At 64.0% G+C, this 26,991-nt stretch carries 27 protein-coding genes; 15 read left to right on the forward strand and 12 right to left on the reverse strand.

Annotated features, from left to right (window positions below; genetic code table 11):
* Window positions 1–143 precede the first annotated feature (143 nt).
* The 3 genes from ilvC to WH265_RS04040 all read right to left on the reverse strand — a co-directional run bounded on the left by ilvC (window position 144) and on the right by WH265_RS04040 (window position 3,938).
* A complete protein-coding gene (gene ilvC / locus WH265_RS04030) occupies window positions 144–1,160 on the reverse strand; it encodes a ketol-acid reductoisomerase (protein ID WP_230773062.1) in 1,017 nt (338 codons plus the stop codon).
* A 353-nt stretch (window positions 1,161–1,513) separates the two neighbouring features.
* Window positions 1,514–2,005: an acetolactate synthase small subunit gene (ilvN, locus tag WH265_RS04035; protein ID WP_021024891.1), complete on the reverse strand. Its 492-nt coding sequence runs from the start codon at window positions 2,003–2,005 to the stop codon at window positions 1,514–1,516.
* 142 nt (window positions 2,006–2,147) lie between these two features.
* Window positions 2,148–3,938 carry an acetolactate synthase 3 catalytic subunit gene (locus WH265_RS04040; protein WP_339536172.1) on the reverse strand — a complete coding sequence of 597 codons (1,791 nt, stop codon included), beginning with the start codon at window positions 3,936–3,938 and terminating at the stop codon, window positions 2,148–2,150.
* Between the two features lie 305 nt (window positions 3,939–4,243).
* On the opposite strand from WH265_RS04040, the gene WH265_RS04045 reads away from it, so the two are divergent.
* From WH265_RS04045 to WH265_RS04070, 6 genes are all read left to right on the forward strand, one after another.
* On the forward strand, window positions 4,244–4,807 hold the full coding sequence (locus WH265_RS04045) for an RNA polymerase sigma factor (protein ID WP_182345611.1): 564 nt from the start codon (window positions 4,244–4,246) through the stop codon (window positions 4,805–4,807).
* Window positions 4,804–5,238, forward strand: a complete 435-nt coding sequence (locus tag WH265_RS04050; RefSeq protein WP_021024894.1) for a DUF3619 family protein — start codon at window positions 4,804–4,806, stop codon at window positions 5,236–5,238. The genes WH265_RS04045 and WH265_RS04050 overlap by 4 nt, the downstream gene beginning before the upstream one ends.
* Complete coding sequence (locus WH265_RS04055; RefSeq protein WP_339557418.1) at window positions 5,235–6,170, forward strand: DUF3106 domain-containing protein; 936 nt, start codon at window positions 5,235–5,237, stop codon at window positions 6,168–6,170. The genes WH265_RS04050 and WH265_RS04055 overlap by 4 nt, the downstream gene beginning before the upstream one ends.
* Window positions 6,171–6,180: 10 nt before the next feature.
* Complete coding sequence (locus WH265_RS04060; protein ID WP_339557419.1) at window positions 6,181–6,750, forward strand: RDD family protein; 570 nt, start codon at window positions 6,181–6,183, stop codon at window positions 6,748–6,750.
* Window positions 6,751–6,877: 127 nt separating this feature from the next.
* Window positions 6,878–7,324 (forward strand): diacylglycerol kinase, encoded by a 447-nt coding sequence (locus tag WH265_RS04065; RefSeq protein WP_312988725.1) that lies wholly within the window; start codon window positions 6,878–6,880, stop codon window positions 7,322–7,324.
* Window positions 7,321–7,917, forward strand: a complete 597-nt coding sequence (locus tag WH265_RS04070) for an LOG family protein (RefSeq protein ID WP_021025145.1) — start codon at window positions 7,321–7,323, stop codon at window positions 7,915–7,917. The genes WH265_RS04065 and WH265_RS04070 overlap by 4 nt, the downstream gene beginning before the upstream one ends.
* Before the next feature lie 111 nt (window positions 7,918–8,028).
* Here WH265_RS04070 and WH265_RS04075 read toward each other — a convergent pair whose 3' ends face one another.
* Together WH265_RS04075 and WH265_RS04080 are read right to left on the reverse strand one after the other, a co-directional pair.
* Entirely contained in the window at window positions 8,029–9,324 is a 1,296-nt protein-coding gene (locus tag WH265_RS04075) for an MFS transporter (protein ID WP_021025144.1), read from the reverse strand.
* Between the two features lie 74 nt (window positions 9,325–9,398).
* Window positions 9,399–10,367, reverse strand: coding sequence for an ornithine cyclodeaminase family protein (locus tag WH265_RS04080; RefSeq protein ID WP_339557420.1), 969 nt, complete (start codon window positions 10,365–10,367; stop codon window positions 9,399–9,401).
* 199 nt (window positions 10,368–10,566) lie between these two features.
* Between WH265_RS04080 and WH265_RS04085 the strand changes: the two genes are divergently transcribed.
* The gene (locus WH265_RS04085; protein ID WP_339557421.1) at window positions 10,567–11,181 is read left to right on the forward strand and encodes a helix-turn-helix domain-containing protein; all 615 of its coding nucleotides are present in this window, start codon (window positions 10,567–10,569) and stop codon (window positions 11,179–11,181) included.
* 84 nt (window positions 11,182–11,265) lie between these two features.
* Here the strand turns inward: WH265_RS04085 and WH265_RS04090 are convergent, their stop codons facing one another.
* The 3 genes from WH265_RS04090 to WH265_RS04100 form a co-directional block, all read right to left on the reverse strand.
* Window positions 11,266–11,604: a P-II family nitrogen regulator gene (locus WH265_RS04090; protein WP_021025141.1), complete on the reverse strand. Its 339-nt coding sequence runs from the start codon at window positions 11,602–11,604 to the stop codon at window positions 11,266–11,268.
* Window positions 11,605–11,749: 145 nt separating this feature from the next.
* On the reverse strand, window positions 11,750–13,207 hold the full coding sequence (locus WH265_RS04095; RefSeq protein ID WP_339557422.1) for a SulP family inorganic anion transporter: 1,458 nt from the start codon (window positions 13,205–13,207) through the stop codon (window positions 11,750–11,752).
* 303 nt (window positions 13,208–13,510) lie between these two features.
* Window positions 13,511–15,166 carry an NAD+ synthase gene (locus WH265_RS04100; protein ID WP_339557423.1) on the reverse strand — a complete coding sequence of 552 codons (1,656 nt, stop codon included), beginning with the start codon at window positions 15,164–15,166 and terminating at the stop codon, window positions 13,511–13,513.
* Between the two features lie 196 nt (window positions 15,167–15,362).
* Here WH265_RS04100 and WH265_RS04105 point away from each other — a divergent pair, with 196 nt between their 5' ends.
* The 3 genes from WH265_RS04105 (at window position 15,363) to WH265_RS04115 (ending at window position 18,077) form a co-directional block, all read left to right on the forward strand.
* Entirely contained in the window at window positions 15,363–16,436 is a 1,074-nt protein-coding gene (locus WH265_RS04105) for a threonine aldolase family protein (RefSeq protein ID WP_021025138.1), read from the forward strand.
* Between the two features lie 43 nt (window positions 16,437–16,479).
* Window positions 16,480–17,706: a GNAT family N-acetyltransferase gene (locus tag WH265_RS04110; protein WP_339557424.1), complete on the forward strand. Its 1,227-nt coding sequence runs from the start codon at window positions 16,480–16,482 to the stop codon at window positions 17,704–17,706.
* 173 nt (window positions 17,707–17,879) lie between these two features.
* Window positions 17,880–18,077 carry a CsbD family protein gene (locus WH265_RS04115; RefSeq protein ID WP_021025136.1) on the forward strand — a complete coding sequence of 66 codons (198 nt, stop codon included), beginning with the start codon at window positions 17,880–17,882 and terminating at the stop codon, window positions 18,075–18,077.
* Window positions 18,078–18,327: 250 nt separating this feature from the next.
* Here the strand turns inward: WH265_RS04115 and WH265_RS04120 are convergent, their stop codons facing one another.
* Window positions 18,328–19,014: an RBBP9/YdeN family alpha/beta hydrolase gene (locus WH265_RS04120; RefSeq protein ID WP_339557425.1), complete on the reverse strand. Its 687-nt coding sequence runs from the start codon at window positions 19,012–19,014 to the stop codon at window positions 18,328–18,330.
* 90 nt (window positions 19,015–19,104) lie between these two features.
* Window positions 19,105–20,031 (reverse strand): LysR family transcriptional regulator, encoded by a 927-nt coding sequence (locus WH265_RS04125; protein WP_021025134.1) that lies wholly within the window; start codon window positions 20,029–20,031, stop codon window positions 19,105–19,107.
* Window positions 20,032–20,222: 191 nt separating this feature from the next.
* Between WH265_RS04125 and WH265_RS04130 the strand changes: the two genes are divergently transcribed.
* The 3 genes from WH265_RS04130 (at window position 20,223) to WH265_RS04140 (ending at window position 23,024) form a co-directional block, all read left to right on the forward strand.
* Entirely contained in the window at window positions 20,223–20,858 is a 636-nt protein-coding gene (locus WH265_RS04130) for an FMN-dependent NADH-azoreductase (RefSeq protein ID WP_339557426.1), read from the forward strand.
* Window positions 20,859–21,097: 239 nt separating this feature from the next.
* The gene (locus WH265_RS04135; RefSeq protein ID WP_339557427.1) at window positions 21,098–21,976 is read left to right on the forward strand and encodes a DMT family transporter; all 879 of its coding nucleotides are present in this window, start codon (window positions 21,098–21,100) and stop codon (window positions 21,974–21,976) included.
* A gap of 334 nt (window positions 21,977–22,310) precedes the next feature.
* Window positions 22,311–23,024: a Crp/Fnr family transcriptional regulator gene (locus WH265_RS04140; protein WP_021025131.1), complete on the forward strand. Its 714-nt coding sequence runs from the start codon at window positions 22,311–22,313 to the stop codon at window positions 23,022–23,024.
* 198 nt (window positions 23,025–23,222) lie between these two features.
* On the opposite strand, the gene rnhA is transcribed toward WH265_RS04140, so the two are convergent.
* Window positions 23,223–23,672, reverse strand: a complete 450-nt coding sequence (gene rnhA, locus WH265_RS04145; protein ID WP_027010474.1) for a ribonuclease HI — start codon at window positions 23,670–23,672, stop codon at window positions 23,223–23,225.
* A 105-nt stretch (window positions 23,673–23,777) separates the two neighbouring features.
* Window positions 23,778–24,641, reverse strand: coding sequence for a class I SAM-dependent methyltransferase (locus WH265_RS04150; RefSeq protein WP_339557428.1), 864 nt, complete (start codon window positions 24,639–24,641; stop codon window positions 23,778–23,780).
* On the opposite strand from WH265_RS04150, the gene gloB reads away from it, so the two are divergent.
* Both gloB and WH265_RS04160 read left to right on the forward strand, forming a co-directional pair.
* Window positions 24,640–25,413, forward strand: a complete 774-nt coding sequence (gloB, locus tag WH265_RS04155) for a hydroxyacylglutathione hydrolase (RefSeq protein ID WP_339557429.1) — start codon at window positions 24,640–24,642, stop codon at window positions 25,411–25,413. The two genes, WH265_RS04150 and gloB, sit on opposite strands and share 2 nt — an antisense overlap.
* Window positions 25,413–26,963: a transglycosylase SLT domain-containing protein gene (locus tag WH265_RS04160; RefSeq protein WP_339517577.1), complete on the forward strand. Its 1,551-nt coding sequence runs from the start codon at window positions 25,413–25,415 to the stop codon at window positions 26,961–26,963. The genes gloB and WH265_RS04160 overlap by 1 nt, the downstream gene beginning before the upstream one ends.
* Window positions 26,964–26,991 lie beyond the last annotated feature (28 nt).

The raw sequence follows: 26,991 nt of genomic DNA on the forward strand, positions 1-26,991 counted from the left end.
GCGCTTGGCTCTTTAAGCATTCCCCCATTATGAAGAAAACCCGCCGTTTTTATGGGCGGGTTTGTCAGCAGTCTGAGGACTGCCAAGGCAGTCCTTTGCGCATCACCTCGGCGCCGCAGCAGGGCAGCGGCAGCCATCGGGATTTAGTTGCGGGTCTGGTCGACCAGCTTGTTCTTGGCGATCCAAGGCATCATGGCACGCAGCTGGCCACCGACTTGCTCGATCTGGTGATCGGCGGTGTTGCGGCGGCGGGCGGTCATCGATGGGTAGCTCAGACGGCCTTCCTGGATGAACATCTTGGCGTAGTCGCCGTTCTGGATGCGCTTCAAAGCGTTGCGCATGGCCTTGCGCGACTCTTCGTTGATCACTTCAGGGCCCGTCACGTACTCGCCGTATTCGGCGTTGTTCGAGATCGAGTAGTTCATGTTGGCAATGCCGCCTTCGTAGATCAGGTCCACGATCAGCTTGAGCTCGTGCAGGCACTCGAAGTAGGCCATTTCAGGCGCGTAGCCGGCTTCCACCAAGGTCTCGAAGCCCATCTTGATCAGCTCGACCGCGCCGCCGCACAGAACGGCTTGCTCGCCGAACAGGTCGGTCTCGGTTTCTTCCTTGAAGTTGGTCTCGATGATGCCGGCCTTGCCGCCACCATTGGCCATCGCGTACGACAGAGCCAGGTCACGGGCCTTGCCGGACTTGTCCTGGTGCACAGCGATCAGGTGGGGCACGCCGCCGCCTTGGCTGTAGGTGTTGCGCACGGTGTGGCCAGGGGCCTTGGGCGCCACCATCCACACGTCCAGATCGGCGCGGGGCACAACTTGGTTGTAGTGCACGTTGAAGCCGTGCGCGAACACCAGCGAAGCGCCTTGCTTGATGTTGTCCTTGACGTTGTCGTTGTACACCTTGGCGATGTCTTCGTCAGGCAGCAAGATCATGACCACGTCAGCGGCCTTGACAGCATCGTTGACTTCCATCACGGTCAGGCCGGCCTTCTCGGCCTTGGGCCAGGAAGCGCCAGACTTGCGCAGACCGACGATGACCTTCACGCCACTGTCGTTCAGGTTCTGCGCGTGCGCATGGCCTTGCGAGCCGTAGCCGATGATGGCGACGGTCTTGCCTTTGATGAGGGACAGGTCACAGTCCTTGTCGTAAAAAACTTTCATGCTTCGCTCCGTTGGTATCAGTCAAAAATTCAGAAATTCAAACAAACATTCTCAAGAATCTGCATCGTCAGGGGGCCTTGCCGCAGGTCCTGAAGCCAGCAAATAAGCTCCCGCTACAAAAGCGCCCAATCCTACTATGAGTACTAGCCAGGGGTTGGTGCGCCTCGAAGCGTTTTCGTCGGGCTCGCCAAAGATGCCATCACACAAGCGCTGCTGTGTGAAAAGGTCCTGGGACAGACTGCAATCGGGGTCATCCGTCTGCACCCAGGCCACCACCAGCACAAGCCCCACCAGCAGCAGCACCACCCCCACCGCCTGGCGGGCATGGCGTCGCAGCCGGTGACACCAGCGCATTACACGCGCAAGATGCGTTCACCGCGCCCGATGCCGCTGGCTCCGGTACGCACGGTCTCCAGGATGGCCGACCGGTCGATCGCGCTCAGGAAGGCATCGTTCTTGGCCTGGTCGCCGGTCACCTCGATGGTGTAGCTCTTCTCGGTCACATCGATGATGCGGCCGCGGAAGATATCGGCCATGCGCTTCATCTCCTCGCGCTCCTTGCCGACCGCCCGCACCTTGATCATCATCAGCTCGCGCTCGGTGTAGGCGCCTTCGGTCAGATCGACCACCTTGACCACTTCAATGAGGCGGTTGAGGTGCTTGGTGATCTGCTCGATGACGTCGTCCGAGCCGGTGGTAGTGATGGTCATGCGCGACAGCGAGGCATCCTCGGTGGGTGCCACGGTGAGCGACTCGATGTTGTAGCCACGGGCCGAAAACAGGCCCACCACGCGCGACAGGGCGCCTGGTTCGTTCTCCAGGAGAACCGCAATGATGTGTTTCATAAGAACAGATTCCTCTTTTCGCTACCCTCCCCCGGCGCCGGTAAGCGCTGGGCTCGGTAGACAATAGATTCGTCAGAAAGGGAAAACCCAAGGGAAGGCTGGACGCGCGCTTGCCACAAGGTGCGCCAAGCCAGAAAGGCGTTTACAGATCGTCCGCGCCCAGCAGCATCTCGGTGATGCCCTTGCCGGCCTGGACCATCGGGAAGACGTTCTCGGTAGGATCGGTGCGGAAATCGAGGAACACGCTCTTGCGCTCTTCGCGGGCAATGCGCCGCGCCTCACGCAGCGCGGGCTCCACATCCTCGGGCTTCTCGATCAGAATGCCCGCATGGCCATAGGCTTCAGCCAGCTTGACGAAGTCAGGCAGCGAATCCATGTAGCTGTGGCTGTAGCGGCCCGAGTATTCGATCTCTTGCCACTGGCGCACCATGCCCAGGAAGCGGTTGTTGAGCGCGCAGATGATGATCGGCGTCTCGTACTGGCGGCAGGTGGCCAGCTCCTGGATGTTCATCTGCACCGAGCCTTCGCCGGTGATGCAGAACACCTCGGCATCGGGTTTGGCCAGCTTGATGCCCATCGCATAGGGGATACCCACGCCCATCGTGCCCAGGCCGCCCGAGTTGATCCAGCGGCGCGATTCCTCAAAGCGGTAGTACTGCGCCGCCCACATCTGGTGCTGGCCCACGTCCGAGGTCACATAGCAGTCCGCATCGCGGGTCATCTGCCACAGCGTCTCGACGACGAACTGGGGCTTGATCACGTCCTTGTTGCCACGGTCATAGCGCAGGCAATCGCGGCTGCGCCAGCCTTCGATGGTCTTCCACCAGTTCTGCAGTGCCTCGGCATCGGGGCTGGCCACGCTCTCGCGCACCATCGCGATCAGCTCGGTCAGCACTTCCTTGCAGTCGCCCACGATGGGCACATCCACCTTGACGCGTTTGGAGATCGACGAAGGGTCGATATCGACATGGATGATCTTGCGCTCCACCGACATGAAGTGCTTGGGGTTGCCGATCACCCGGTCATCAAAGCGCGCACCGACGGCCAGCAGCACATCGCAGTTCTGCATCGCGTTGTTGGCTTCGATCGTGCCGTGCATGCCCAGCATGCCCAGGAATTTCTTGTCGCTGGCCGGGTAGGCGCCCAGGCCCAGCAAGGTGTGGGTCACCGGGTAGCCCAGCAGGTCCACCAGGGTGCGCAGCTCTTGCTCGGCGCCGCTCAGCAGCACGCCGCCACCGGTGTAGATATAGGGGCGCTTGGCCGACAGCAGCAGCTGCAAGGCCTTGCGGATCTGGCCGCTGTGGCCCTTCTTGACGGGGTTGTAGGAGCGCATCTCCACCGTCGAGGGATAGCCGCTGTAGGCCACCTTCTTGAAGGACACGTCCTTGGGGATATCGATCACCACGGGGCCAGGGCGGCCCGTGCGTGCGATATGGAAAGCTTTTTTCATCGTCAGCGCCAGGTCGCGCACATCCTTGACCAGGAAGTTGTGCTTGACGATGGGGCGCGTGATACCGACAGTATCGCATTCCTGGAAGGCATCCGAGCCAATGGCCGTCGTGGATGTCTGACCGGAGATCACGACGATCGGGATGCTGTCTGTGTAAGCAGTGGCAATACCGGTGACGGCATTCGTCAGGCCGGGGCCGGAAGTGACCAGAGCCACGCCCACCTCACCGGTGGCACGGGCAAAGCCGTCTGCCGCATGCACTGCTGCCTGTTCGTGGCGAACCAGCACATGGTTGATGGTGTCTTGTTTGTAGAGCGCGTCGTAGATGTAGAGAACTGCACCGCCGGGGTAGCCCCACAGCTGCTTGACGCCTTCGGCCTGCAGTGCCTTGACCAGCACTTCAGCGCCCATGAGTTCTTGGGATTTCTGCGCGGACTGATGCGCCGCTTGCGCCGAGTTCTGCTCGGCCTTGGACATTTCCATGATCAACCTTTGTGAATTTCTCTAACGAAAAACCTCTGGTGCTCCTCGCCCAGCTCTTGTGGAGCCTACTTGGAACTTGAGGCCAACGGACATGGGCGAGATGCTTGCGACGCCGGACCGTGACCCTTTTGCTTTTTGATGCTTATACATTATCGCACTGCAGCATTGCTTTGCGACAAACCACGGATTTTTTTTCGATAGGATGCGATAATCTAGGGCTTGATGCGGTGTTTTTTGCCACACTTGGTTTATTTGCCCGGGTAAAAAGCGAGAAATCTCTGAATAACCACGGTGTTGGGTACGATTTGGCCACAGAACGAGAACTGTCCGACTTTCTGAAAAGCGTTGAAAAGCGAGCTTTCAAGCGCTCGCTTTTTCATGTGCGCGACCAGGAAGCAGCGCTCGACATCGTGCAGGACAGCATGATGAAGCTGGCCGAGCACTATGGGGACAAGCCGCCCAACGAGCTGCCGATGCTGTTCCAGCGCATCCTGTCCAACAGCACGCTCGACTGGTTTCGCCGGCAAAAGACGCGCAACGCGCTCTTTACGACGATGAGCGACTTCGAAGGCCCGGATGACGAGGGGGAATTCAACCTCCTCGATATCTACAACGCCGACAATGGAGAGGCCGAGCAGAGTGCCGAGGACCACACCAACCGCAAACAAACCCTTGCATTAATAGAAAAAGAGATACAACAGTTGCCAGCGCGTCAACGCGAAGCGTTTCTGATGCGTTATTGGGAAGAGATGGACATCGCAGAGACTGCAGCAGCCATGGGTTGCTCAGAGGGAAGTGTAAAAACCCACTGCTTTCGCGCCATCCAAACCTTGAGTAAAGTGCTTAAGGCCAAAGGAATCGTGCTATGAACCGCTCAAACACCGCCCAAACCGTTGTCAATGCTGAAATTTTTGCCCGCCGCGTCACCGCTCGGCTGAGCGAAGCCGAGGCTGATCTCGACTACGACATCAGCGAACGTTTGCGAGCGGCCCGCGAGCGCGCGCTGTCCCGCCGCAAGGTGGTGGCTGTGCCGGCGATTGCACGCCAGCCCCAGCAGGAGGCTGCACCTTCTGGCAAACGCAACTGGTGGCGCGCCGTGGTGTCGGCCGTGCCGCTGAGCGCGATGGTGGCCGGCCTGGCCTTCTTCAACGGTGTTCAGGCGGACGAAGGCGCCAGCGAAATGGCCGAGTACGATGCCACCTTGCTGGCTGACGAGCTGCCGCCAAGCGCCTATACTGATCCTGGTTTTACCCAGTTTCTGAAGATTGCTGCCCAAAAGCAGCCCACTGACAAGCGTTGAGACACGATTACGATAACGACGAGGTAGCCGGCAGCACGCCCGCCCCTTCGAGCATCCCCGCCCTGGCAGCCAGTATTTTGCTGGCTGCTTTTGCTGTTGTGGGCATCTACGCCGGCAACAAGGCCGCCAACATCTACGGCAGCGCCGCCAGCGATCTGGTGAGCGCCAACAGCGTCACGCGCTCGAGCAGCCCGCGCAATGAAGGCCCGAGCTGGGAAGCGCTCGATGACGACCAGCGCACCGTGCTGGCGCCGCTCGAAGAGCAGTGGAACTGGCTGACCACCCAGCAAAAAAGCCGCTGGACGATGATCGCCGACAGCTTTGACGATTTCTCCCCCGAAGAGCAGCTGCGCATTGCCGAGCACATGAAGGAATGGGCCAAGTTCAGCCTGTCCGACCAAAGCCAGGCGCGGCTCAACTACTCGAACATCAGCAGCCTGTCGGCCGAGGAAAAGCGCAAGCTCTGGGAAGACTACCAGGCACTCAACGCCCGTGAGCGCAAGCGCCTGGCCCAGGGCGGCGTGCTCTACCACGGTGGCGTGGCCCTGGCGCCCCGCCCCACCGCCCGCAGCACCGGGCGCCTGGTCAAGGTGCCCGCTGCCGCCATCAACCCCAACCGCGCCAACCCGCCCAAGATCCTGCCGCCGCCCGAGATCCGTGTGCAGTCGCGCGGCATGGTGACGCCAGTGGAAGTAGGTCCCCTCAGCGGACCTGCCCCGGCCGCTAACGGCGCAGCCCACGCACCAGCGCCCGCGTTGCCACCGGCGCCGCCGCCAGCCTTGCCGCCTGCCCCGGTGGTGGAGACCGCGCCGGTGCAAATGCCCGCGCCTGTTACCTCTTCGCCGCTGCCCCCGCTCGACGCCCCCAGCCGGCCACCAGCGGGCGAATCACAGTCGCGCAACAGCGACAGCCCGGTGCACCCACCGACCTGATACTGTTCGCATGCAGACCCCCTCCAGCACAACAGCGCTCCCCCCGGGCCCTCTCGCCACCAGCGCGCTGTTGCGCGCACCGCGCCTGGCGCGGCGCATGGCCTGCTGGTTGTATGAAGGCATGCTGATGTTTGGCGTGGTCTTCATGTCGGGCTACCTCTACAGCTCGCTGAGCCAGACCCGCAATGCGATGGACAACCGCCATGGCCTGCAGCTGTTCCTGTTCATCATCTTTGGCATCTACTTCACCTGGTTCTGGCACAAGGGCCAGACCCTGGCGATGAAGACCTGGCAGATCCGCATCGTGGATCGAAACGGCCAGCCGCTGACCCAGGGCCGCGCGCTGCTGCGCTATGTCTGCAGCTGGCTGTGGTTTCTGCCGCCGCTGGTCGTCAGCATGCCCTTTGGCCTGCCGGTAGGCGAAATCGTCGTGCTGCTGAGCGGCTGGATCGTGGTCTGGGCGCTGGCCAGCCGGCTGCACCCGCTGCAGCAGTTCTGGCACGATGCGCTCGCGGGTACCCGCCTGGTCAGCGCCGAGCGCCCTGCGCCAAAAAGCACGGCGCCTGGTCCGTCTGACTAGATGCACCCCTGTTGCGCCAGCGATGCTGGGCGCAAGCGCCACGCAGCGCGCCGATCAAATGCTGCAGTGCAATAATATGCTTTGTGTCGCCCGCGCTGTGCCATGATGGGCGACTACCACGCTCCCTATGAACCAGCCCGATCCCCGCCCCCCCTCCGAGCCCGCCGCGCCAGCGCCCAGCCTGGCCGACATCCACGCCGCCAACCCGCAAAAAAGCCGCACGGGCCTGACACGGGTCTGGCATGCCGCTGGTTATTCGCTGCAAGGCCTGCGGGCCGGCTGGGGCGAAAAGGCCTTCCGCATGGAAGCCCTACTCGCGCTGCTGATGCTGCCCGCCTCCGTATGGCTGGCACGCGACTGGCGCGACTGGGCCTTGCTGATCACCCCGGTTTTTCTGGTGCTGATCGCCGAGCTGCTCAACACCGGGATCGAGATGGCGATGGACCGCTTTGGCCCCCAGTGGCATGCACTGGCCAAGAAGGCCAAGGACATGGGCAGTGCTGCCGTGTTCCTGGCGCTGGTGCTGTGCGCGGCGGTGTGGCTGCCTGCCTTGTATGAAAGATTGCTGAAATGACCAACTCCCCAAGCTTTTCGATGTGCGTTTATTGCGGCTCGCGCCCCGGCAAGGCCGACGCCTTTGGCGAGGCCGCCCAGGCCGTGGGCCACTGGATCGGCAGCCATGGCGGCCAGCTGGTCTATGGCGGCGGCAAATCGGGCCTGATGGGCACGGTGGCCCGCGCCACGCGCGAGGCAGGCGGCCGCGTGGTCGGCGTGATCCCCAAGGCGCTGGTGGACCGCGAGCTGGCCAATGAGCTCTGCGACGAGCTGCATGTGGTCACCACGATGCACGAGCGCAAGGCGATGATGGCCGAGCGCAGCAATGCCTTTATCGCCATCCCTGGCGGCATCGGCACCTTCGAAGAGCTGTATGAAATCTGGACCTGGCGCCAGCTGGGCTACCACGACAAGCCCATCGGCATCCTCAACGCCCATGGCTACTACGACGGCATGCTGCAGTTCCTGCAGCAGTGCGTGGGCCAGGGCTTTATGGACGAGTGGCAGATGGGCCTGATCAAGAGCGGCGACGACCATGCCGCACTGCTCGCCCAGCTGGTCGAAGAGGCCGGTCTGTCGCAGCAAAGCGATGCGCTGCGTGCCGTGATCTAAACCGCGCCCCGCAGACACCAAAAAGCGGCCCGTTGAACGGGCCGCTTTGCTTTTGTGGGGTCAACGCCGCCGCTTTGGAATGAAGCGGCAGCGGTGTTGGGGAGCAAACGCTTAGTCGTTGTCCGCCACCGTTTTGGCAAACGCAATGCCGATCAGCGAGATCACTGCGGTGCCCACGATGTACCAGGCCACCGGCACCCAGGAGCCGTTGTATTTGTTGAGCAGCCAGGTGGCGAGCAGGGGCGCAGTGCCGCCGGCCAGCGCCGCGCCAATCTGGTAGCCCAGCGTGATGCCGGTGTAGCGCACACGGGTCGAGAAAATCTCCGAGAACAAGGTGCCCAGCACGGCGGTGATGGGCGCCCAGACGAGACCCAGGCCGACGACGGTGGCGATGACCAGGCTGGTCATCGTGCGCTGCTCGAGCAGCATGAAGTACGGGAAGGTGAAGGCGGCCATTACCAGGGTGCCCGCCACAAACATGCGCTTGCGGCCAATGCTGTCCGACAGCCGCCCCATCAGCGGGATCATCAAGGTGGTGAGCAGGGTGGCGATGGTCACCGCATTGAGCACCGAGATGCGCTCAAAGCCCAAGGTAGCCGTGGCGTAGCTGACGATAAAGGTCGAGAAGATATAGAACGGCGCCGTTTCGACAAACTTGATGGCGACGGCCACCAGCACCGCGCGCCAGTGGTAGCGCAGCGTTTCGACCAGCGGGATCTTGGCCACATTGCCGCTGGCCTTGGCCTGCTTGAACGCAGGGGTCTCATCAATGCCCTTGCGGATCCACAGGCCCAGGAACACCAGGATGGCGCTCAGCAGGAACGGCACGCGCCAGCCCCAGGCCAGGAACTGGTCATCGGGCAGGGTGCTCATCACGGTGATAGCCAAGGTGGCCAGCACCATGCCGATGGTCACGCCCATCTGCGGCACGCTGCCAAACAGGCCCTTGCGGTTCTTGGGCGCGTATTCGTAGGCCAGCAGCAGCGCGCCGCCCCATTCGCCACCAATGCCCAGGCCCTGCACCAGGCGCAGCACGATCAGCAGGATTGGCGCCCATATGCCAATTTGCTCATAGCCCGGCAGCAGGCCGATCAGCACCGTGGCGCCACCCATCAGCGACAAGGTAATCACCAAGGTCTTCTTGCGCCCGATGCGGTCCCCGATGTGCGAGAAGATAAAGCCGCCCAGCGGCCGGATGAAAAAGGTCAGCGAGAAGGTCAGGTAGGACAGCATCAGCCCCACGACCGGGTCGGTGGTTGGGAAGAACACCTTCCCGAACACCAGCGCCGCCGTGGTCGCATAGAGGAAATAGTCAAACCACTCGATGGAGCTGCCCATCAGACTGGCAATCAGTACTCGCTTGTTGGTGGCCGCAGACGCTGCTGGCTCGGTCGAAGATGTGCGCATGGAAGGGATGTGAACAGGTAGCAAAGGAAAGGGGGGAAGAGTGGCCGGGCCCGCACAGGGCCCGGCGCAGCAGATCAGGTGGCCGAGGCGCCCGAGGTACCCGCAGCGCTAAAGGCGTCAAAGGCCAGCGAGGCGGCGGCCAGGTCCTCCAGCGCCGTGCCCACGGCCTTGAACAGCGTGATCTCCTCGGCGCTGCGGCGGCCCGCATGCTGGCTGCGGCACAGCTGCTCCAAGGTGGCAGCCAGGCGGCTGGCCTCCCAGGCGCCGCTGGCGATAGGCGCCAGAATATCGCCCGCCTTCATCAGCGCTTCGGGCGTATCGACAAAGACGGTGGCGCGGGCAAAGCAGGCGTCATCGCTCTCGCGCATCGCCGGGGTAAAGCTGCCGATCAGGTCCAGGTGCACACCCGGCTGCAGCCACTCGCCACGCACCAGGGGCGCGTTGGACAAGGTGGCGCAGCTGATGATGTCGGCCTGGCGCGCCGCCTGCTCCAGGTCGGTGGCGACCGAGGCTTGCAGGCCCTGCGCCTGCAGGCGCGCCACCATCGCTTGTGCGGCCTCGGGGCGGATATCCCAGACCTGCACCTCCTGGATATCGCGCACGCAGCGGTAGGCATCGGGCAGCAGGCTGGCCACGCGGCCGGCGCCCAGCACCAGCAGACGGCGGGCATCGGGACGGCTGAGCCAGCGCGCGGCCAAGGCCGATGCCGCAGCGGTGCGGCGCGAGGTGATGGCATCACCATCGAGCACCGCCAGCGGGGCGCCGGTGGTCGCGTCATACAGGATAAAGACCGAATGCAGACCCGGCAGGCCCCGCGACTGGTTGCCCGGGAAGATGGACACCGTCTTGACCCCCATGCGCTTGCCGGTCTGCCAGGCGGGCATCAGCAGCAGGATGCCGTCGTCGGCGCCCGTCTGGCTGGCGATCTGGTGGTTGTGGCGCAGTGGCACTTCGCAGCCGGCGATGAACATCTGTTCCAGACAGTCGATCAGGGCCGCCATGGGAAGGTGTTGCGTGGTGTGGGTGGAGTCCAGGATCTGCATGTGGCGCAATAAATCTACTAAAGAGAATTAATTTTCGTATACGAAATTTAATGCAGTTTGAGACAATAAATTTCTTAAATCCGTTCTTTCTGTCTAGGGTTTACCCGAGAATTGGGCCTAAAACGCGGCCGCCACGGCTGCGCTGCGCCACGGGCCAGCGCAGCGCCCCCTACACTGGCGAGCACCACAAGAGCCTGCCATGCCCCACGCCCCCCTGCCCCACCACAACGCCGGCGCCGATGCCACCACCGATGTGCTGGCCACCAAGCTGCGCCTGCTGCGGCGCGATGCCGATCTGACCTTGCAGCAGCTGAGCCAGCGCTGCGGCATCTCGGCCTCGGCGCTGTCCAAGATCGAGCACGGCCAGCTCTCGCCCACCTATGAAAAGATTGCGGCGCTCGCGCGCGGGCTGGATGTGGACGTGGGCGAGCTCTTCAGCCCGCTGCAGCAAACGGGCCTGCGCGCGCGGCGCAGCATCACCCGCCAGGGTGATGGCCTGGTGCACCGCACGCCGCAATACGTCTATGAGCTGCTGCATGCCGACCTGGCCAACAAGCGCTTTATTCCGCTGCTCACCACCATCAAGGCCCATGAGCGCAGCGCCTTTCCGCAGTTGCTGAGCCACGATGGCGAGGAGATGCTGTATGTGATGCGCGGCAGCGTGGTCATCCACACCGACAGCTATGCGCCGCTGGAGCTGGCCGCTGGCGACTCCTGCTATTTCGACAGCGTCATGGGCCATGCCTGCATCTCGGGCGGCGATGAGGATGCGCAGGTGCTGTGGATTTGCTCGCACATCACGATCAAGCCCTGAACCCGCTGCCCAGCAACCGTTGGCAGACATGAAAAAAGCGCCTGGCTTGCCAAGGCGCTTGTGCGGATGCGGGTGCGGCCCTGATCAGACCGCCGCTTCGTCCAGATCACCGGTACGGATACGGATCACGCGCTCGACCTCGGTGACGAAAATCTTGCCATCACCGATCTTGCCGGTGCGGGCGGCGTTGACGATCGCGTCCACACAGCGGTCCACATCCTCGTCCTTCACGGCGACTTCGATCTTCACCTTGGGCAGAAAGTCCACGACATATTCCGCACCACGGTAGAGCTCGGTATGGCCCTTCTGGCGGCCAAAGCCCTTGACTTCGCTGACGGTCAGACCGGTCACGCCCACATCCGCCAGAGCTTCACGCACCTCGTCCATCTTGAAAGGTTTGATAACGGCGGTAATCATTTTCATAAAGCTCTCCTGGGATGGGCATATACACGCTGCGCAGGCGATGCGCGCAGCAACTGGGGCTATTGTGCGTCAAGATTCCGGCTTCGGCACCTCCGGGGCCAAATCTCCAGGCAATGGCAGTCCAAGCCCTGGCCCCATCCGGTGTCTAAACGCCGTCCAGCCGCAGGTCCAAACGGGCAGCCAGCGCCTGGCTTTGGGCGTTGAGGCCGGTCACCTGCAAGGCGCTGCCATGCTTGCGCAGCCGCGCGCAGACCTTGGCGAGCGCCTTCACCGCCGTGATGTCCCAAAGATGCGCCTGCGCCATGTCGATGCGCACCGGCCGGCCCTCGATCTCGCGCACATCAAAGGCATCGACCAGCAGATCGGCCGACGCAAAGAACAGCTGGCCGCGCACGGCGTAGACCAGCTCGGCATCGCCGCTGCGCTGCACCTGCAGCAGCCTGGACACCTTGAACATGAAGAATACGCCGCTCAGCAGCACGCCCACCGCCACACCAGCGGCCAGGTTGTGGGTGGCGATGGTGACCACCACGGTGGCAAGCATCACCAGGCTCGACAGCTTGGGATGTTTGAGCAGCGCACGGGCCGATCCCCAGTCCAGGGTCGAGGCCGACACCATGACCATGATCGCGACCAGCGCCACCACCGGCACCTGGGCCACCCAGGGCTTGAGCAGCACCATCAAGCCCAGCAAAAAGGCACCGGCAAACAAGGTGGACAGCCGGCCGCGCCCGCCATAGCGCACATTGCTCACGCTCTGGCCGATCATGCCGCAGCCCGCAATGCCACCAAAGCAGCTGGCCGCTACATTGGCCAGGCCCAGGCCGCTGCATTCGCGGTTCTTCGCGCTCGGGGTATCGGTCTGCTCATCGACCACGCTGGCGGTCATCAAGGATTCGAGCAGACCCACCATCGCAATGGCCAGCGCCGGCAGCGCAATCAGCTGCAGGGTCTGCAGTGAGAACGGCACATCGGGCAGCGCCCAGCTGGGCAAGGTATCGGGCAGGTGGCCCAGGTCGGCCACGGTCTTGAGCGGCAAATCCAGCGCATGGGCTGCGCCCGTCAGCACCAGGATGCAGATCAGCGGCGAGGGGATGGCCGTGCTGATGCGTGGCAGCCCATAGATGACCACCAGGCCCAGCGCCAGCATGGCCCAGGTCGCGCCATTGGCCCCCACCAGGTGCGGCAGCTGGGCCGCAAAAATAAGAATGGCCAGCGCATTGACAAAACCGGTGCGCACCGAGCCCGAGACAAAGCGCAGCAGCACGCCCAGGCGCAGCCAGCCAAACAGCACCTGCATGGCGCCCGCGAGCAGGCCGGCGGCAAACAAATACTGCACGCCATGCGCCTGCACCAGCGGCGCAGCGACCAGGGCCACCGAGCCGGCAGCGGCCGACACCATGGCCGGCCGCCCGCCCGCAAAGGCAATGACGATGCTGATGACAAAGGAGGCGAACAGGCCCACCGATGGATCAACCCCGGCGACAAAGGAAAAGGCGATGACCTCGGGGATCAGCGCAAAGGTGGCGACCGCGCCGGCCATCAGCTCGCGCGGCACGCTCGGCGCCCACTGGGCACGAAAATAATGAACAAAAGGGGACATGGCAAAGCGCGCACCCGGCAGCGCCGGGTACAGCTCCAAAAAGACGAAGGAAGGGCGGCGGCGCAGGCGGGCCGCGCGATGCCGCGATCAAAGGAATTGAGGGACGCGCGCCGCGCTATGGCGGATTGAGCCGCGAAAAGCCTGACTGGCGCGTAGCCACCTGGCGCGCGATGCGTGCACGCACAAAGCTCAGGAAACGCGCAGCCCCCAGCCGCCCCGCGTCAGGCGCGAGGGGTGGGCAGGCGCAGCGCATCAAGGACATGGGCAAGGGGTGGGTCACAGGCACGGGAGTGGCCTGACCGCTCAGCCCCGGAAACCGTTGGTGATGGGGTAGCGCCAGTCGCGGCCAAAACCCCGGGCCGACAGGCGCGGGCCCACGGCGGCCTGGCGGCGCTTGTATTCGTTGATGCGGATCAGGCGCACCACCCGCTCCACATCGGCGCGGGGGTAGCCGGCGGCCACAATGCTGTCGATGTCGGCGTCCTGCTCCATATAGCGCGCAATGATCGCATCCAGCACTTCATAGGGCGGCAGGCTGTCCTGGTCCTTCTGGTCGGGGCGCAGCTCGGCGCTGGGCGGGCGGGTGATGATGCGCTCGGGGATCGGGTTGCGGCCAGTGCCATAGGGGTCATGGGCATTGCGCCAGCGCGCCAGCTCAAACACACGGGTCTTGGGCACATCGCGCAGCACCGCAAAGCCGCCCGCCATGTCGCCGTACAAGGTGCAGTAGCCAGTGGCCATCTCGCTCTTGTTGCCGGTGGTCAGCACAATGGAGCCAAACTTGTTGGACAGCGCCATCAGCAAGGTGCCGCGAATGCGGGCCTGCAGGTTTTCCTCGGTCGTGTCTTCGGCACGGCCGGCAAAATCCTGCGCCAGTGCGGCCTTGAAGGCTTCGAACTGGGGCGCAATCGAGATCTCTTCATAGGCCACCGACAGGCGCTCGGCCATCTCGCGCGCATCGATCCAGCTGATGTCGGCCGTATAGGGCGAGGGCATCATCACCGTGCGGACCTTGTCGGCCCCCAGCGCATCGACCGCAATGGCCAGCACCAGGGCCGAATCGATACCGCCCGACAAACCCAGCACCGCACCGGGGAAACCGGTCTTGCCCAGGTAGTCGCGCACCGCCACCACCAAGGCCTGCCACAGCTGCTGGTTGGTGTCGCCAGGCTGGGCGATGAGGCCGGACAGCTGCAGGCCCGTGGCCGTGGCCTCGACCTGCACCGACAGCAGATGTTCCTCAAAACCCGGCGCGCGGGCGGCCACCTGGCCATCGGCATTCAACGCAAACGAGTGGCCATCGAACACCAGCTCATCCTGCCCACCCACCAGGTGGGCATAGACCAGCGGCAAGCCGGTCTCGCGCGTGCGCTCGGCCAGCAGGGCCTCGCGGTGGCCGGGCTTGTCCATCTGGAACGGCGAGGCATTGATGACCGCCAGCAGCTGCGCGCCGGCCGCCTTGGCCGCCCGCGCGGGCTGGCTGGCCCAGGCGTCTTCACAGATCAGCAGGCCAATGCGGCTGCCCGCCACCTCGAACACACAGGTCTGCGTGCCTTCGACAAAGTAGCGGGTCTCGTCAAATTCACGGTAGTTGGGCAGCAGCTGCTTGCGGTAGCAATCCAGCACCTGGCCGGCGCGCAGCACGCTGGCGGCGTTGTAGCAGCGGCCATGGGCGGCATGCTGCGCCGCCTGCGGGTGGCCCAACACCACCGTCAGATCCGGCCACTGGCGGCTGGCCTCCAGCACCTGCGCCACGGCGGCATCGCAGGCCGCCAGGAACGAGGGGCGCTGGAACAGGTCCTCGGCGGCATAGCCGCAAATGCCCAGCTCGGGGGTCAGCAAGAGCTGCACCCCCTGGGCCGCAGCCTGGGCCGCCGCATCAATGATCTTGCGGGCGTTGCCCGGCATATCGCCCACAACAAAGTTCAGCTGGGCGCTTGCAATGGAAAAATGGGACATGGATGACTCGATGGCAAAGGGGCAGTGCACCAGGGCCACAAGGGGGCTGGGCAGGGCCCGCACCTGGCGCAGCCAAAGAGTCTAGCCTACAAAGCCCCAGGGCTGGAAAGCGGCGCGCAAATCCCGCCAATCCGGGACAGCTGGCGCGCGGTTTGCGGGCAGAATCAGGCTTTTGCACCACTACCTGCAGCGTCCCATGAACTTTGGCAGCGACAACCAAGCCGGCGTCTCCCCCCGCATCCTGCAAACCCTGGTGGAGGCCGCCAGCGGCATCCAGTCTGCCTACGGCAACGACGAATGGAGCCAGCGCGCCGAGCAGATGCTAGGCGAGGCCTTTGGCACCCCTGTGAAAGTGTTCTTCGTCACCACCGGCACAGCGGCCAACTGCCTGGCGCTGTCCACCATCGCCCAGCCCTGGAACGCCGTGGTCTGCCACAACATGGCCCATATCGCGGTCGATGAGAACAGCGCCCCGGCCCTGTTTACCGGCGGCGCCAGCCTGCTGCCGATGGCCACGGACAACGGCAAGATCAGCGCCGAAGACCTGGCCGCGTTTGTGGAACGCACCCCCCATGACGCGCCCCACAACATGGTGATCAGCGGTTTGAGCATCTCCCAGGTGACCGAGAACGGCCTGGTCTACCAGCCCCAAGAGATTGCCGCACTGGCCGCCCAGGCGCATGCGCTGGGCCTGCGCCTGCATATGGATGGCGCGCGCCTGGCCAATGCGATTGCCGCGCTGCAGTGCCACCCGGGCGATATCACCTGGCGCGCAGGTGTCGATGTGCTGAGCCTGGGCGCGTCCAAGAACGGCGCGCTGATGGCCGAGGCGGTGGTGTTCTTCGACCCGGCGCTGGCCCAGAACTTCTCGCTGCGCATCAAGCGCAGCGGCCAGTTGGTGTCCAAGAGCCGAACCATCGGCGCGCAGTTCTGCGCCTGGCTGGAGGGCGGCCACTGGATGGAGCTGGCCCGCCATGCCAATGCAATGGCAGCCAAGCTGTCGGCCGCACTCGTCGCCACGCCCGGCGTGCGCCTGAGCTGGCCCACCCAGGCCAATGAAGTGTTTGTGCGGATGCCCATTGCGCTCTATGAACATCTGCGCGCCCAGGGCGTGCGCTGCTCCGACTGGTATGCGACCAGCGTGCCGGCAGGCACCCAGTTGCAGGCGGGCGAGGTGGTGGTGCGCTTTGTCGCTTCCTGGTCCAGCAGCGATGAGGAGATCGCCGCGCTGATGGACCTGGTGCACAGCCACCAGCGCCAAGCCGCATAACCTGCCCCCTGCAGCGGCGCTGCAGGCAGACCACAATCGGGCCATGACCTCGCTGCCCGCTGACCCCATGCCCGCACCCCACCCCGGCCCCAGCCTGGAGCTGCGCATTCTGCCCAGCATGGCGGAGTTCGATGCCACCGCCTGGGATGGGCTGCTGGCCTTGCAAGAGCGCCCCACCCCCTTCATGCGCCACGCCTACCTGCAGGCGCTGGAGGACAGCGGCAGCGCCACTGTGGAGAGCGGCTGGCAGCCTTGCCACCTGAGCCTGTGGCAGGACGATGCGCTGGTGGGCGCCTGCCCGATGTACCTCAAAAGCCATTCCTATGGCGAGTATGTGTTTGACTTTGCCTGGGCGCGGGCCTATGCCGAGCATGGCCTGGATTACTTCCCCAAGGCAGTCATCGCCGTGCCCTTTACCCCCGTGCCTGGCAGCCGCCTGCTGGTGGCCGATGACCGCTTTCGCGCGCCCTTGCTGCATGCCGCTACCCAGTTTTGCGAGCAGCAGGAGGTCTCGTCGCTGCACCTGCTGTTTGGTGCTGCGCCTGATCTGCAGGCGGCGGATGACATTGCGCTGATGCAGCGCGAAAACGTGCAGTTCCACTGGCGCAACCGCGATGCTGCGCAGGCCGGCGATGCCGGGCCCTACGCCGACTTTGATGATTTTCTGGCCGAGCTGCAGCAGGACAAGCGCAAAAAGATTCGCCAGGAGCGGCGCAAGGTGCAGGCCGCTGGCGTCACCTTCCGCCATGCCAGTGGAGCGCAGATCAGCGCTGCCGATTGGGACTTCTTCTACCAGTGCTATGAGCGCACCTATCTGGAGCATGGCAACGCGCCCTACCTGACCCCGGCCTTCTTTGCCGCGATGCGCACGCAGATGGCGGAGCACTGGCTGCTCTTTATCGCCGAGCGCGAGGGCCGCCCCATCGCCGCCAGCCTGATCGCCATCGATGCGCCAGGCAGCGGGCCGCGCCATGCCTATGGCCGCTACTGGGGTGCGATGGAGCGGGTGGACTGCCTGCACTTTGAGGCCTGCTACTACCAGCCCATTGCATGGTGCATACGCCATGGATTGCAGTGCTTTGAAGGCGGCGCGCAGGGCGAGCACAAGATGGCGCGCGCCCTCCTGCCGGTGCGCACCCCCAGCGCCCACTGGCTGGCCCATGCCGGTTTTGCCCAGGCGGTAGAGCGCTATCTGACGCGCGAATCACAAGGCATGGCCGAGTACCAGCGCGCGCTGCAGGACCACAGCCCGCTCAAACAGCGGCCATGAGCCCGGCCCGGGTTGGTTCGGGCTGCACCCAAGTTGTAATTAATCTTGTCGCTGTTGGCCGCGCGCTGAATGCTGTCGGCGATACCGCACAACAAGCACGACTGCGCACTGACAGCCCCTGGCAGGCCCGCTGCGCACAATGGCTACACCTCAACCAAGCAAGGAGTGACACCATGAACAAGGACCAAGTCGTAGGCAAGATCAAGGACCTGGCAGGCGAAGCACAGGCCGGTGTCGGCAAGGCCATCAACAGCCCCAGCCAGATCGCCAAGGGCAAGGCGCTGGAGGCCGAAGGCGAAATCCAGAAAAAGGCCGGTGATGTGAAAGAGAGCTTGAAGGACGCCGCCGACGCGGCCAAGAAGCGCCTCTGAGCCTGATCGACCGCCGGGGTGTAACAGTGGCCTTGATGAACGTCACTAACACATACAAATTACCGACATTGAGGCGCTCAATTTAAGGCAATATAAGCCTATTGATTCAACCGAACCCCTCCTTGGCCAGCATTCGTTGCTGGCATTTTTTTGCCCGCAGCCAAAGTGCAGGCAGCGCAAAAGCTGACTGCATGCACCTATGCAGAAATGCCAGGCATGGAGGCGGAAAAAAGGGACTGGGGGGCGCGAATCAGGCTGCTTGCGCTTGCACCGGCGCCAACGATGCCAAGGCACCCAGCAAGGCCCAGCCCAGCGGCCATTCGCCATGGCCCGATTCCACATTGATATGGCCGGCCGCGGGCACGCGCACAAAGGTGCTGCCCCAGCTTTTGGCATAGGCGCTGGCCATGCGGATCGGACAATAGGGGTCGTTGCTGCTGGCAGCCACAATGCTGGCAAAGGGCAGCGGGTTCGCGGGCACGGGTGTGAAGTCTTCAAACAGCGCGCGGCGTTCCGGATCGGCCGGTGCCACCAGCAAGGCCCCGGCAATGCGGCCGCTTTGCTGGTTGCGCAGTTGTTCGACCGCATGCACGCTGGTGATGCAGCCCAGCGAATGGGCCACCAGGATGACCGGGTGCGGCGCGGCCTCAATGGCCTCTTGCACACTGGCCACCCAGGGGCTGCGGTGGGGTTGCAACCAATCCTCCTGCTCCACACGCAAGGCACCGGCAATGCGCTCGGCCCACAGGCTTTGCCAATGGCCGGGGCCGGAGTTGCGCCAGCCCGGCACGATCACCACCGAGACCGGCGCACCCGTCTCGGCTTCACCACGCCACCCCGGCTGCACAGGCCGCTGGCCATTGCGCTGTGCGGCCGCAATGGCCGCATGGCGTGGCGGGGTGGAGGGGTTGATCGTGACAAGACAGGCACCGGACATGCATGCATTGTCAAAGCAGGCCCTTAGATCAACAACGACTATTTTTTAGTATTGTTATTTCTAAAACTAATATGAAGCAGCGCCAGGCATTCAGGTGCCATCGGTTTGGCCAATGCGCTGCAGCGGCAGGTTCTCGCCCATGAAGTCCAGAAACGCGCGCTGCGCAGGCGCCATATTGCGGCGCGAGACAAAGGCCGCATGCAAGATGCCTTCGGGGATGCTCCAGCCGGCCAGCAGCTCGACCAGGTCGCCATTGGCGACCTCATCGCGCACCATGGCCGCGGGCATCCAGCAGGCGCCAATGCCGTCGAGCACCGCATATTTCAAGGTCACCAGGTCATCGGCCACATAGCGGGCCTGGTGGTGGATGGTCACATGCTCGCCTTCGGGGCCCACCAGCTGCAAGGTGCTGTTGCCATCGGCGCTGGTCAGCGACATCGTCGGGATCTTGCTGCCCAGGTCCTGCGGGGTCTGGGGCACCCCATGCACGGCCAGCAGCTCGGGGCTGGCCACCAGGCGCTGGCGCGTCATGCCCAGGCGCTTGACCACCAGGCTGCCGCTGTCATTGAGATTGGCACGCACCCGCAGCGCCACATCAATGCCCTCTTCGATCAGGTTGATGGTGCGGTTGGTCACCAGCATCTCGATGCGCACCTTGGCATAGGTGCGCAAAAAGGCCGGCAGCAGCTTGCCCACCGCGCCCTGGGCCAGGGTGACAGGGCAGGACACGCGCACCGTGCCCGACGGCTCGCGCTGGGTCTGTTCCATCTCGGCCTGCGCATTCTGTGCCGCCTCGCGCGCCGTTTGCGCATGGCGCAAAAAGGTCTCGCCGGCATCGGTCAACGACAGCCTTCGCGTCGTGCGCTGCAGCAGCCGCACGCCCAGCTGCGCCTCCAGATCGGCAATGCGGCGCGAGAGGCGCGACTTGGGCACGCCCAGCGCGCGGCCTGCCGCAGCAAAGCCGCCGCGCTCGACCACTTCGGCAAAGTAGTACATGTCGTTGAGGTCGTATTTCATCGTGAGAGGCAGCGTTAGCGCGGTCTGCGCGGGCACAGGCGGCAAAAAAGTCTGCCCATCATAGTTCTAAAAATAGAACAATCCAACCCAATTCCAGCCCTCAATCCGGCCCGCCAGCAGTGACAGAATTCAGCCATTGGCAAAAATGCTGCGAGTGCAGCAAAAGCCGTCACCTGATTGAAGGACTGACCATGAAACTGCTGCATATCGATTCGTCCATCCTGGGCGCCAACTCCGTCTCCCGCCAACTGAGCGCCGAAGCCGTCAAGGCCTGGGTCGCGGTACACCCCAACACCCAGGTCGAGTACCTGGACCTGGCCGTCAACACCCCGCCCCACCTGAGCGCCGAGGCCATGGGCTTTCGCACCGGCCAGGATGCCAAAACCGAAGCCGAGCGCGAGCAAAATGCCATCTCCGAAACCCTGGTGAGCCAGCTGCTCGAAGCCGATGTGATCGTCATCGGCGCGCCTTTCTACAACTTCAGCATTCCCACCCAGCTGCGCAGCTGGATCGACCGTGTGCTGCAAGGCGGCCGCACCTTCCGCTACACCGCCAATGGCCCTGAAGGCCTGGCCGGTGGCAAGAAGGTGATCGTGGTGGAATCGCGTGGCGGTATCTACTCGACCAGCGAAGGCGGCCGTGCGATGGAACACCAGGAAACCTACCTGCAGACCATCTTCGGCTTTATCGGCATCACCGATGTGCACTTTGCCCGCGCCGAAGGCCTGGCCATGGGCCCCGAAGCCCGCGCCGCCGCCATCAGCAAGGCCGAGGCCGAGATTGCCCAGGCGGTGGCCACGCCCATGCAGCAGACCGTCGCGGCCTGATTGCCTGGCATTTGAACAGCAGGAGGCTGGGCGCGCTACGCCCCATCCTCCCACTGCGGCCCGGCACCCACCACCCAGTGCCGGGCTTTATCGCCGATCTGAAGAAGAGTCTTCCGATCGGCTTTTTTGCGTCTGCATGACAAGGCAAGCCGCTGAATCAGCCTATTCAAACGATGACTGAAAAATGCTCAACCCGTGGTTACAATCGGCCGCCTCTGCTGCGCTAAAACTGCCTTTTCATGAGCCAACTCGGTATCGTCCTGCATGTCTGCGGGCTGTGGATTCTCTCTAGCCTCGATGCGAGCGGCAAGCTGCTGGTCCTGGCGGGGGTGCCGGTGTTGATGGTGGCCTGGTTCCGCTATGTCGGCCATGTGGTGCTGATGGGCGTGTTTGTGCTGCCCAAGCGCGGCATGGGCCTGTTTCGCACGCAGTCGCTGTCGCGCCAGATCCAGCGCTCGGTACTGATGATTGCCACCACCTTGCTGTTCTTCCATGTGCTGAGCATGGTGCCGCTGGCCGAGGGCACGGCAATGAACTTCATGGCGCCGCTGCTGGTGATGGTGCTGGCGCCCTGGCTGCTGGGCGAGCGGCCGCGCTGGCACCGCTGGGCAGGCGTGCTGCTGGGCTTTGTCGGCATGCTGGTGGTCATCCGCCCGGGCGGGCAGCTGTCCACCGAGGGGGCCATCTGGGGCGTGGTGACGGCCAGCACCTTCGCACTGTTCCAGATCAGCACGCGCCGCGTGGCAGCGGACGACCCGCTCACCAGCAACCTCTACGGGGGCCTGTTTGGCGCACTGGTGCTGAGTGCCTTGCTGCCCTTTTTCTGGAAGCAGCTCGATCTGAGCATCTGGCAATGGCTGCTGCTGGCCTCCACCGGCCTGTCCGGCTTTGTCGGCCACTGGCTGCAGATCACTGCCTACAGCAAGACCAGCGCCACCTTGCTGGCGCCATTCAACTACCTGCAGATCGTCTCGGCCACCACCTTGGGCTGGCTGATTTTTGGCCAGCTGCCCGATGCGGCCACGGCCGCCGGCATGGCCTTGATCTGCTGCGCAGGCCTGGGTGTGGTGCTGGTCGAAGTGTGGCAGCAGCGCCTGCGCAAGCGCCTGGCGGCCTGAAAAAGCGGGCTCATACAAGAGGGAAAGCGCTGGGAGCGTTGGCCCCAATACCCCAGCATTTAAGACCAGCTTCACCATTGAAGAAGTACCCCTTCGTCATTCGCGCACACCGGGGAAACCCAAATATCAAATTGATAGCGATATATGCAAACCCAATGAGCATATAGCGCCTATTCCTTGCTGCTGCGCAGGTTGCAAAAACGGACAACTTGGATTGCCGCACGCCTGAGGGGCTCGGGTGACAATTAACAATTTGGCGGCAATGCTATACATTCGGTGATGACCGTCGCACAAGCGACAAAATTCATAATTCCAGTCACCGAGACGACATGCCATGGACGATCCAATCCTGACCCCCGAAGAGCGCGAAGCCATCAACACAGGGCGCTGGTTCAGCACCCTCTCGCCGACTTTGCGCCATGACATTCTGCGCTGTGCCTATGTCAAGCGCTTCAAGGATGGCGGGTTGATCTTCTCCCGCGGCGATGAGCCCGAAGAGTGGGTGTCCGTGGCCCGGGGTTCCGCCCGCGTCAGTTCGGCATCGCTCACCGGCAAGCAGATTACCTTGACCTATGTCGAGCCAGGCACCTGGTTTGGCGATGTGGGCCTGTTCGACGACGACAGCCGCACCCATGACGTCTATGCCCATGGCGAGACCACGCTGGTCTGCGTGAGCAAGGCCGACTTCCAGCGCATCTTGCAGACCCATGTGGAGTTCTACCAGGCGCTGGCACGCATGCATGCGCGCCGCATCCGCAGCCTCTACGGCATGGTCGAAGACCTCAACACCCTGCCACTGCGCGCGCGCCTGGCCAAGCAGCTGCTGCACCTCTCGCGCAGCTACGGCGTGCCCGGCAAGGAAAGCAGCGAAACCCGCATCGGCCTGCAACTGGCCCAGGAAGAGCTGGCCCAGCTGCTGGGCGCCTCGCGCCAGCGGGTGAACCAGGAGCTCAAATCGATGGAGCGCGAGTCCTCCATCCGCATCGAGCCCTCGGGCCTGACGGTGCGCGACAGCAATGCGCTGCGCCGCATTGCGGCGTCCGAGTAAGCACGCGATAGCGACTCGATACCCTGGCCCACCTCTTGCGCTTAGTGGTGGGTCCCAGGTCGAACCACCTGTTTAAAACACGCCGTAGCGGTAGGCCACATACAAAGCGGCCAACACACCGACAACGGCCAGAATGCGCATGATGCGTCCCATCGCTCGCTCTCCCTGCTTGTATTGCTAAAAGTCAGCCCCGGCTCGTTAGCCCCGGCCCAGCGCCATCGCCACACCCCGGTTGGCCAGCGCGTCAGCCCGTTCATTGCCGGGGTCACCGGCATGGCCCTTGACCCAGTGCCAGGTGATGCGGTGCTCGCCGCCATGCACCAGCGCATCGAGGCGCTGCCAGAGATCGACATTCTTCACAGGCTCCTTGCTGGCAGTGCGCCAGCCCTTGGCCTTCCAGCCCGTGATCCATTCGGTGATGCCTTTGCGCACGTACTGGCTGTCCAGATACAGCTGCACATCACAGGGGCGCTTCAAGGCTTCGAGCGCCTGGATCACCGCCATCAGCTCCATGCGGTTGTTGGTCGTGCCCAGCTCGCCACCAAACAGCTCCTTTTGCGCAGTGCCAGCGCTCAGCAAAGCGCCCCAGCCGCCAGGGCCAGGGTTGCCCTTGCAGGCACCGTCCGTATAAATCACCACTTGGTTCACACCCACTCCTTGGCACTTGCCGCAATTACAGGGGGCCACTATAAGCGCATTTGCTCGCCATGTTCGGCCCCGGTGCACAGCGCACTGCCGCCTGGCACCGCAACGCTATTCCACGCCGCGCTGCGTCTGGCTCAGCCGCTCACGGGCGGCCACCGCAGGGCGCGCAGCGCCGCTGGGCGCCGGCGCCTTCCACGGCGCAGCCAGTTTGTGCATGCTGGGCACTTTTTTCACCGCCTCGGCAAAATACACCCCGCCCAGCACCGGCCAGGCCGTGGGCCCGACCCGGTCCATCCATTCCCAGCGGCTCAGCCAGGCGTCACTGCGCATCGCTGGGCGAAAACAGCCAAAGCTGGCGCTTTGCAGCTCCAGCCCCAGCAGCTTGAGCCAGTCGCGCAAACGCCCATAGCCAATCAGATTGTGGTCATCGGGCATCGGCGGGAGCTTTTGCAGGCCCGGAATGCGGCGGCTCCAGGTGTGCATGCCCCAGAGGCTGGCCGGATTGATGCCGCTGATCAGCACCCGGCCCTCGGGCACCAGCACACGGGCCACTTCGCGCAGCACCGCATGCGGGTCGGCGCTCAGCTCCAAGGTATGGGGCAGCAGCACCAGGTCCAGGGTATCGGGGCCAAACGGCAGTGCATGGGCATCACACAGCAGGCTGGCGGTGGTGGCCTCTGCGGCGGCCGTGGCCAGGCCCGGCTCGCTTTGTAAAGGCGGTGCAAAGCTCTGTACATCTGCCAGGCGGCTTTGTTGCCACTGCGCGGCCTGCTCGGTCGAGTCGAGCGCCAGCCAGCGGTGGGGCGTGCGATTGTTGCGCAGCCCCTGCAGCGGGAAAAGCCCGATCTGCAGGCTATGGAAGCCAAAAATATCGGCCACGGCATCGTCGTAACATGTTTGCTCCCAGGACAGCATGTAGCTGCCCAGCGGCGTCTGCCACCAATTTTGCGTGCCTATAATTTGGTCATTCATGCATCTGTTACCTCTGCCCGCTTTCAACGACAACTACATCTGGCTGCTGCACGACGGACAGCGCGCGCTGGTCGTCGACCCAGGCCAGGCCGCGCCCGCGCTGGATGCGCTGCGCCGCCTGGGTCTGCAGCTGCAAGCCATTGTAGTGACCCACCACCATGGCGACCATACCGGCGGCGTGGCCGAGCTGCGCGAGGCCACCGGCGCCCGGGTCTACGGCCCGGCCACCGAGGACATTCCCCAGCCTTGCCAGCCCATGCAGGGCGGCGACAGGCTGGAGCTGCTGGGCCTGCCGTGGCAGGTGATCGATGTGCCCGGCCATACCGCCGGGCATATCGCTTATTACTGCGCCGATGTGGCCGGGCAGCCGGTGCTGTTCTGTGGCGATACCTTGTTCTCAGGCGGCTGCGGCCGCCTTTTTGAAGGCACGCCCGCGCAGATGCATACATCGCTGTCGGCGCTCGCTGCGCTGCCCGCCAACACGCGGGTCTGCGCCGCCCATGAGTACACGCTGTCCAACCTGCGTTTTGCCCAGGCGGTAGAGCCCGACAACCCCGACATCGCCCATTACCTGGCGCACTGCGAGCAGCTGCGTGAGCGGGGCGCGCCCACCTTGCCTGCGCAACTTGGCAACGAGCTGCGCATCAACCCTTTCCTGCGCTGCAGCCTGGCCACCGTGGCCCGCGCTGCGCAGCAGTTTGATCCCTCCACCCCTGGCAGCGACCCGGTCGCCGTTTTTGCCGCGCTGCGTCGCTGGAAGAACCAATTCTGATGAAGTATCTGTACCTGTGGAGCCTCAGCGCCCTGCTCGCCCTGACTGGCTGCGCCACGACCGAGACCGGCGGCCCGCCCACCGCCAATGCGAACGATGCACCGAAGATCAGCTCGGTACCGCACACCCCCAACTACCCCAGCGGCCCCTTGAGCCCCATCAATGCGGCCAGCCTGCAGGGCAATGGCGCCGTCACCAGCCTGGCCGTGCCCGATGACCTCTGGGACCGCATCCGCCGGGGCTTTGCAATGCCCGATCTGGAAAACGACCTGGTCAGCAACCAGGAGCAGTGGTATTCCAGCCGCCCCGACTACATCCAGCGCATGACCGAGCGCTCCTCCAAGTACATGTTCCACATCGTCGAGGAGCTCGAGCGCCGGGGCATGCCCACCGAGCTGGCCCTGCTGCCCTACATCGAGAGCGCCTACAACCCGCAGGCAGTCTCCAGCGCCAAGGCGGCCGGCATGTGGCAGTTCATGCCCGCCACCGGCACCTATTTCGACCTCAAGCAGAACATGTTCCGCGACGACCGGCGCGACGTGCTGGCCTCGACTCGCGCAGCTCTGGACTACCTGCAAAAGCTCTACAACATGTTTGGCGACTGGCACCTGGCACTGGCCGCCTACAACTGGGGCGAAGGCAGCGTGGGCCGCGCCATTGCGCGCAACCAAAAGCAAGGCCTGGGCGGCGCCTACACCGACCTGAGCATGCCCGACGAGACGCGCAACTACGTGCCCAAGCTGCAGGCGGTCAAGAACATCATTGCCCACCCCGAGCGCTTCCAGGCCGAGCTGCCGCTGATCGAGAACCACCCCTACTTCCAGGCCGTGACCCTGGACCGCGACATCGACACCGCCCAGGTGGCCGAGATGGCCGGTGTCACGATGGATGAGCTCAAGTCGCTCAACCCCTCGTTCAATCGCCCGGTGATCTTCAAGGCCGGCACGCCGCAGGTGCTGCTGCCCTGGGACAATGCCAATGTGTTCCGGCGCAACCTGCAGGCCCATGAAAAAGGCCAGTACGCGAGCTGGACGGTCTGGACCGTGCCCAGCACCATGACCGTGGCCACGGCTGCCGGCATGGTCGGCATGAGCGAGAACGACCTGCGCGCGGTCAACAATATTCCGCCGCGCATGATGGTCAAGGGCGGCTCCTCGCTGATGGTGCCGCGCTCGGCCGCCGTCAAGCAGGATGTCTCCAGCCACCTGGCCGACAACGCCCACATCGCGCTGACCCCGGAAGTGGTCACCCGCCGCACCACCGTCAAGGCGCGCAAGGGCGACACCGTCGCCCGCGTGGCCCAGCGCTACCGCGTCACCGCCGCGCAGGTGGCCGACTGGAACGATGTCGGCGTCAAGACTGCCTTCAAGGTGGGCCACCAGGTCGTCCTGTACATGCCCGTGCGCGTAGGCGCAGCACCCGCCACCAGCGGCGGCCATGCAGCCCGTGGCAGCCGCAGCAGCAATGCCAAAAAGCCCGCCGTGCGCCAGACCGCCACCAAGAAGGCCCCGTCCAAGCGCAGCACCAGCACCACGAAGAAAAAGCGCTGAGGCAGCCCGCGCCACCCCAGCACAAGAC

This window comes from Comamonas sp. MYb396, assembly GCF_037479555.1.
Classification (GTDB): domain Bacteria; phylum Pseudomonadota; class Gammaproteobacteria; order Burkholderiales; family Burkholderiaceae_C; genus Comamonas.

Bases quoted from the DNA above. Each gene is read 5' to 3' on its own strand.
- WH265_RS04040 (WP_339536172.1), bottom strand. From the start codon at position 3,938: ATGGAAATGTCCAAGGCCGAGCAGAACTCGGCGCAAGCGGCGCATCAG.
- gloB (WP_339557429.1), top strand. From the start codon at position 24,640: ATGCATCTGTTACCTCTGCCCGCTTTCAACGACAACTACATCTGGCTG.
- WH265_RS04160 (WP_339517577.1), top strand. From the start codon at position 25,413: ATGAAGTATCTGTACCTGTGGAGCCTCAGCGCCCTGCTCGCCCTGACT.
- WH265_RS04110 (WP_339557424.1), top strand. From the start codon at position 16,480: ATGACCTCGCTGCCCGCTGACCCCATGCCCGCACCCCACCCCGGCCCC.
- ilvC (WP_230773062.1), bottom strand. From the start codon at position 1,160: ATGAAAGTTTTTTACGACAAGGACTGTGACCTGTCCCTCATCAAAGGC.
- WH265_RS04060 (WP_339557419.1), top strand. From the start codon at position 6,181: ATGCAGACCCCCTCCAGCACAACAGCGCTCCCCCCGGGCCCTCTCGCC.
- WH265_RS04115 (WP_021025136.1), top strand. From the start codon at position 17,880: ATGAACAAGGACCAAGTCGTAGGCAAGATCAAGGACCTGGCAGGCGAA.
- WH265_RS04075 (WP_021025144.1), bottom strand. From the start codon at position 9,324: ATGCGCACATCTTCGACCGAGCCAGCAGCGTCTGCGGCCACCAACAAG.
- WH265_RS04090 (WP_021025141.1), bottom strand. From the start codon at position 11,604: ATGAAAATGATTACCGCCGTTATCAAACCTTTCAAGATGGACGAGGTG.
- WH265_RS04080 (WP_339557420.1), bottom strand. From the start codon at position 10,367: ATGCAGATCCTGGACTCCACCCACACCACGCAACACCTTCCCATGGCG.
- WH265_RS04050 (WP_021024894.1), top strand. From the start codon at position 4,804: ATGAACCGCTCAAACACCGCCCAAACCGTTGTCAATGCTGAAATTTTT.
- ilvN (WP_021024891.1), bottom strand. From the start codon at position 2,005: ATGAAACACATCATTGCGGTTCTCCTGGAGAACGAACCAGGCGCCCTG.
- WH265_RS04065 (WP_312988725.1), top strand. From the start codon at position 6,878: ATGAACCAGCCCGATCCCCGCCCCCCCTCCGAGCCCGCCGCGCCAGCG.
- WH265_RS04135 (WP_339557427.1), top strand. From the start codon at position 21,098: ATGAGCCAACTCGGTATCGTCCTGCATGTCTGCGGGCTGTGGATTCTC.
- WH265_RS04100 (WP_339557423.1), bottom strand. From the start codon at position 15,166: ATGTCCCATTTTTCCATTGCAAGCGCCCAGCTGAACTTTGTTGTGGGC.
- WH265_RS04120 (WP_339557425.1), bottom strand. From the start codon at position 19,014: ATGTCCGGTGCCTGTCTTGTCACGATCAACCCCTCCACCCCGCCACGC.
- WH265_RS04070 (WP_021025145.1), top strand. From the start codon at position 7,321: ATGACCAACTCCCCAAGCTTTTCGATGTGCGTTTATTGCGGCTCGCGC.
- WH265_RS04125 (WP_021025134.1), bottom strand. From the start codon at position 20,031: ATGAAATACGACCTCAACGACATGTACTACTTTGCCGAAGTGGTCGAG.
- WH265_RS04095 (WP_339557422.1), bottom strand. From the start codon at position 13,207: ATGTCCCCTTTTGTTCATTATTTTCGTGCCCAGTGGGCGCCGAGCGTG.
- WH265_RS04150 (WP_339557428.1), bottom strand. From the start codon at position 24,641: ATGAATGACCAAATTATAGGCACGCAAAATTGGTGGCAGACGCCGCTG.
- WH265_RS04130 (WP_339557426.1), top strand. From the start codon at position 20,223: ATGAAACTGCTGCATATCGATTCGTCCATCCTGGGCGCCAACTCCGTC.
- WH265_RS04105 (WP_021025138.1), top strand. From the start codon at position 15,363: ATGAACTTTGGCAGCGACAACCAAGCCGGCGTCTCCCCCCGCATCCTG.
- WH265_RS04140 (WP_021025131.1), top strand. From the start codon at position 22,311: ATGGACGATCCAATCCTGACCCCCGAAGAGCGCGAAGCCATCAACACA.
- WH265_RS04085 (WP_339557421.1), top strand. From the start codon at position 10,567: ATGCCCCACGCCCCCCTGCCCCACCACAACGCCGGCGCCGATGCCACC.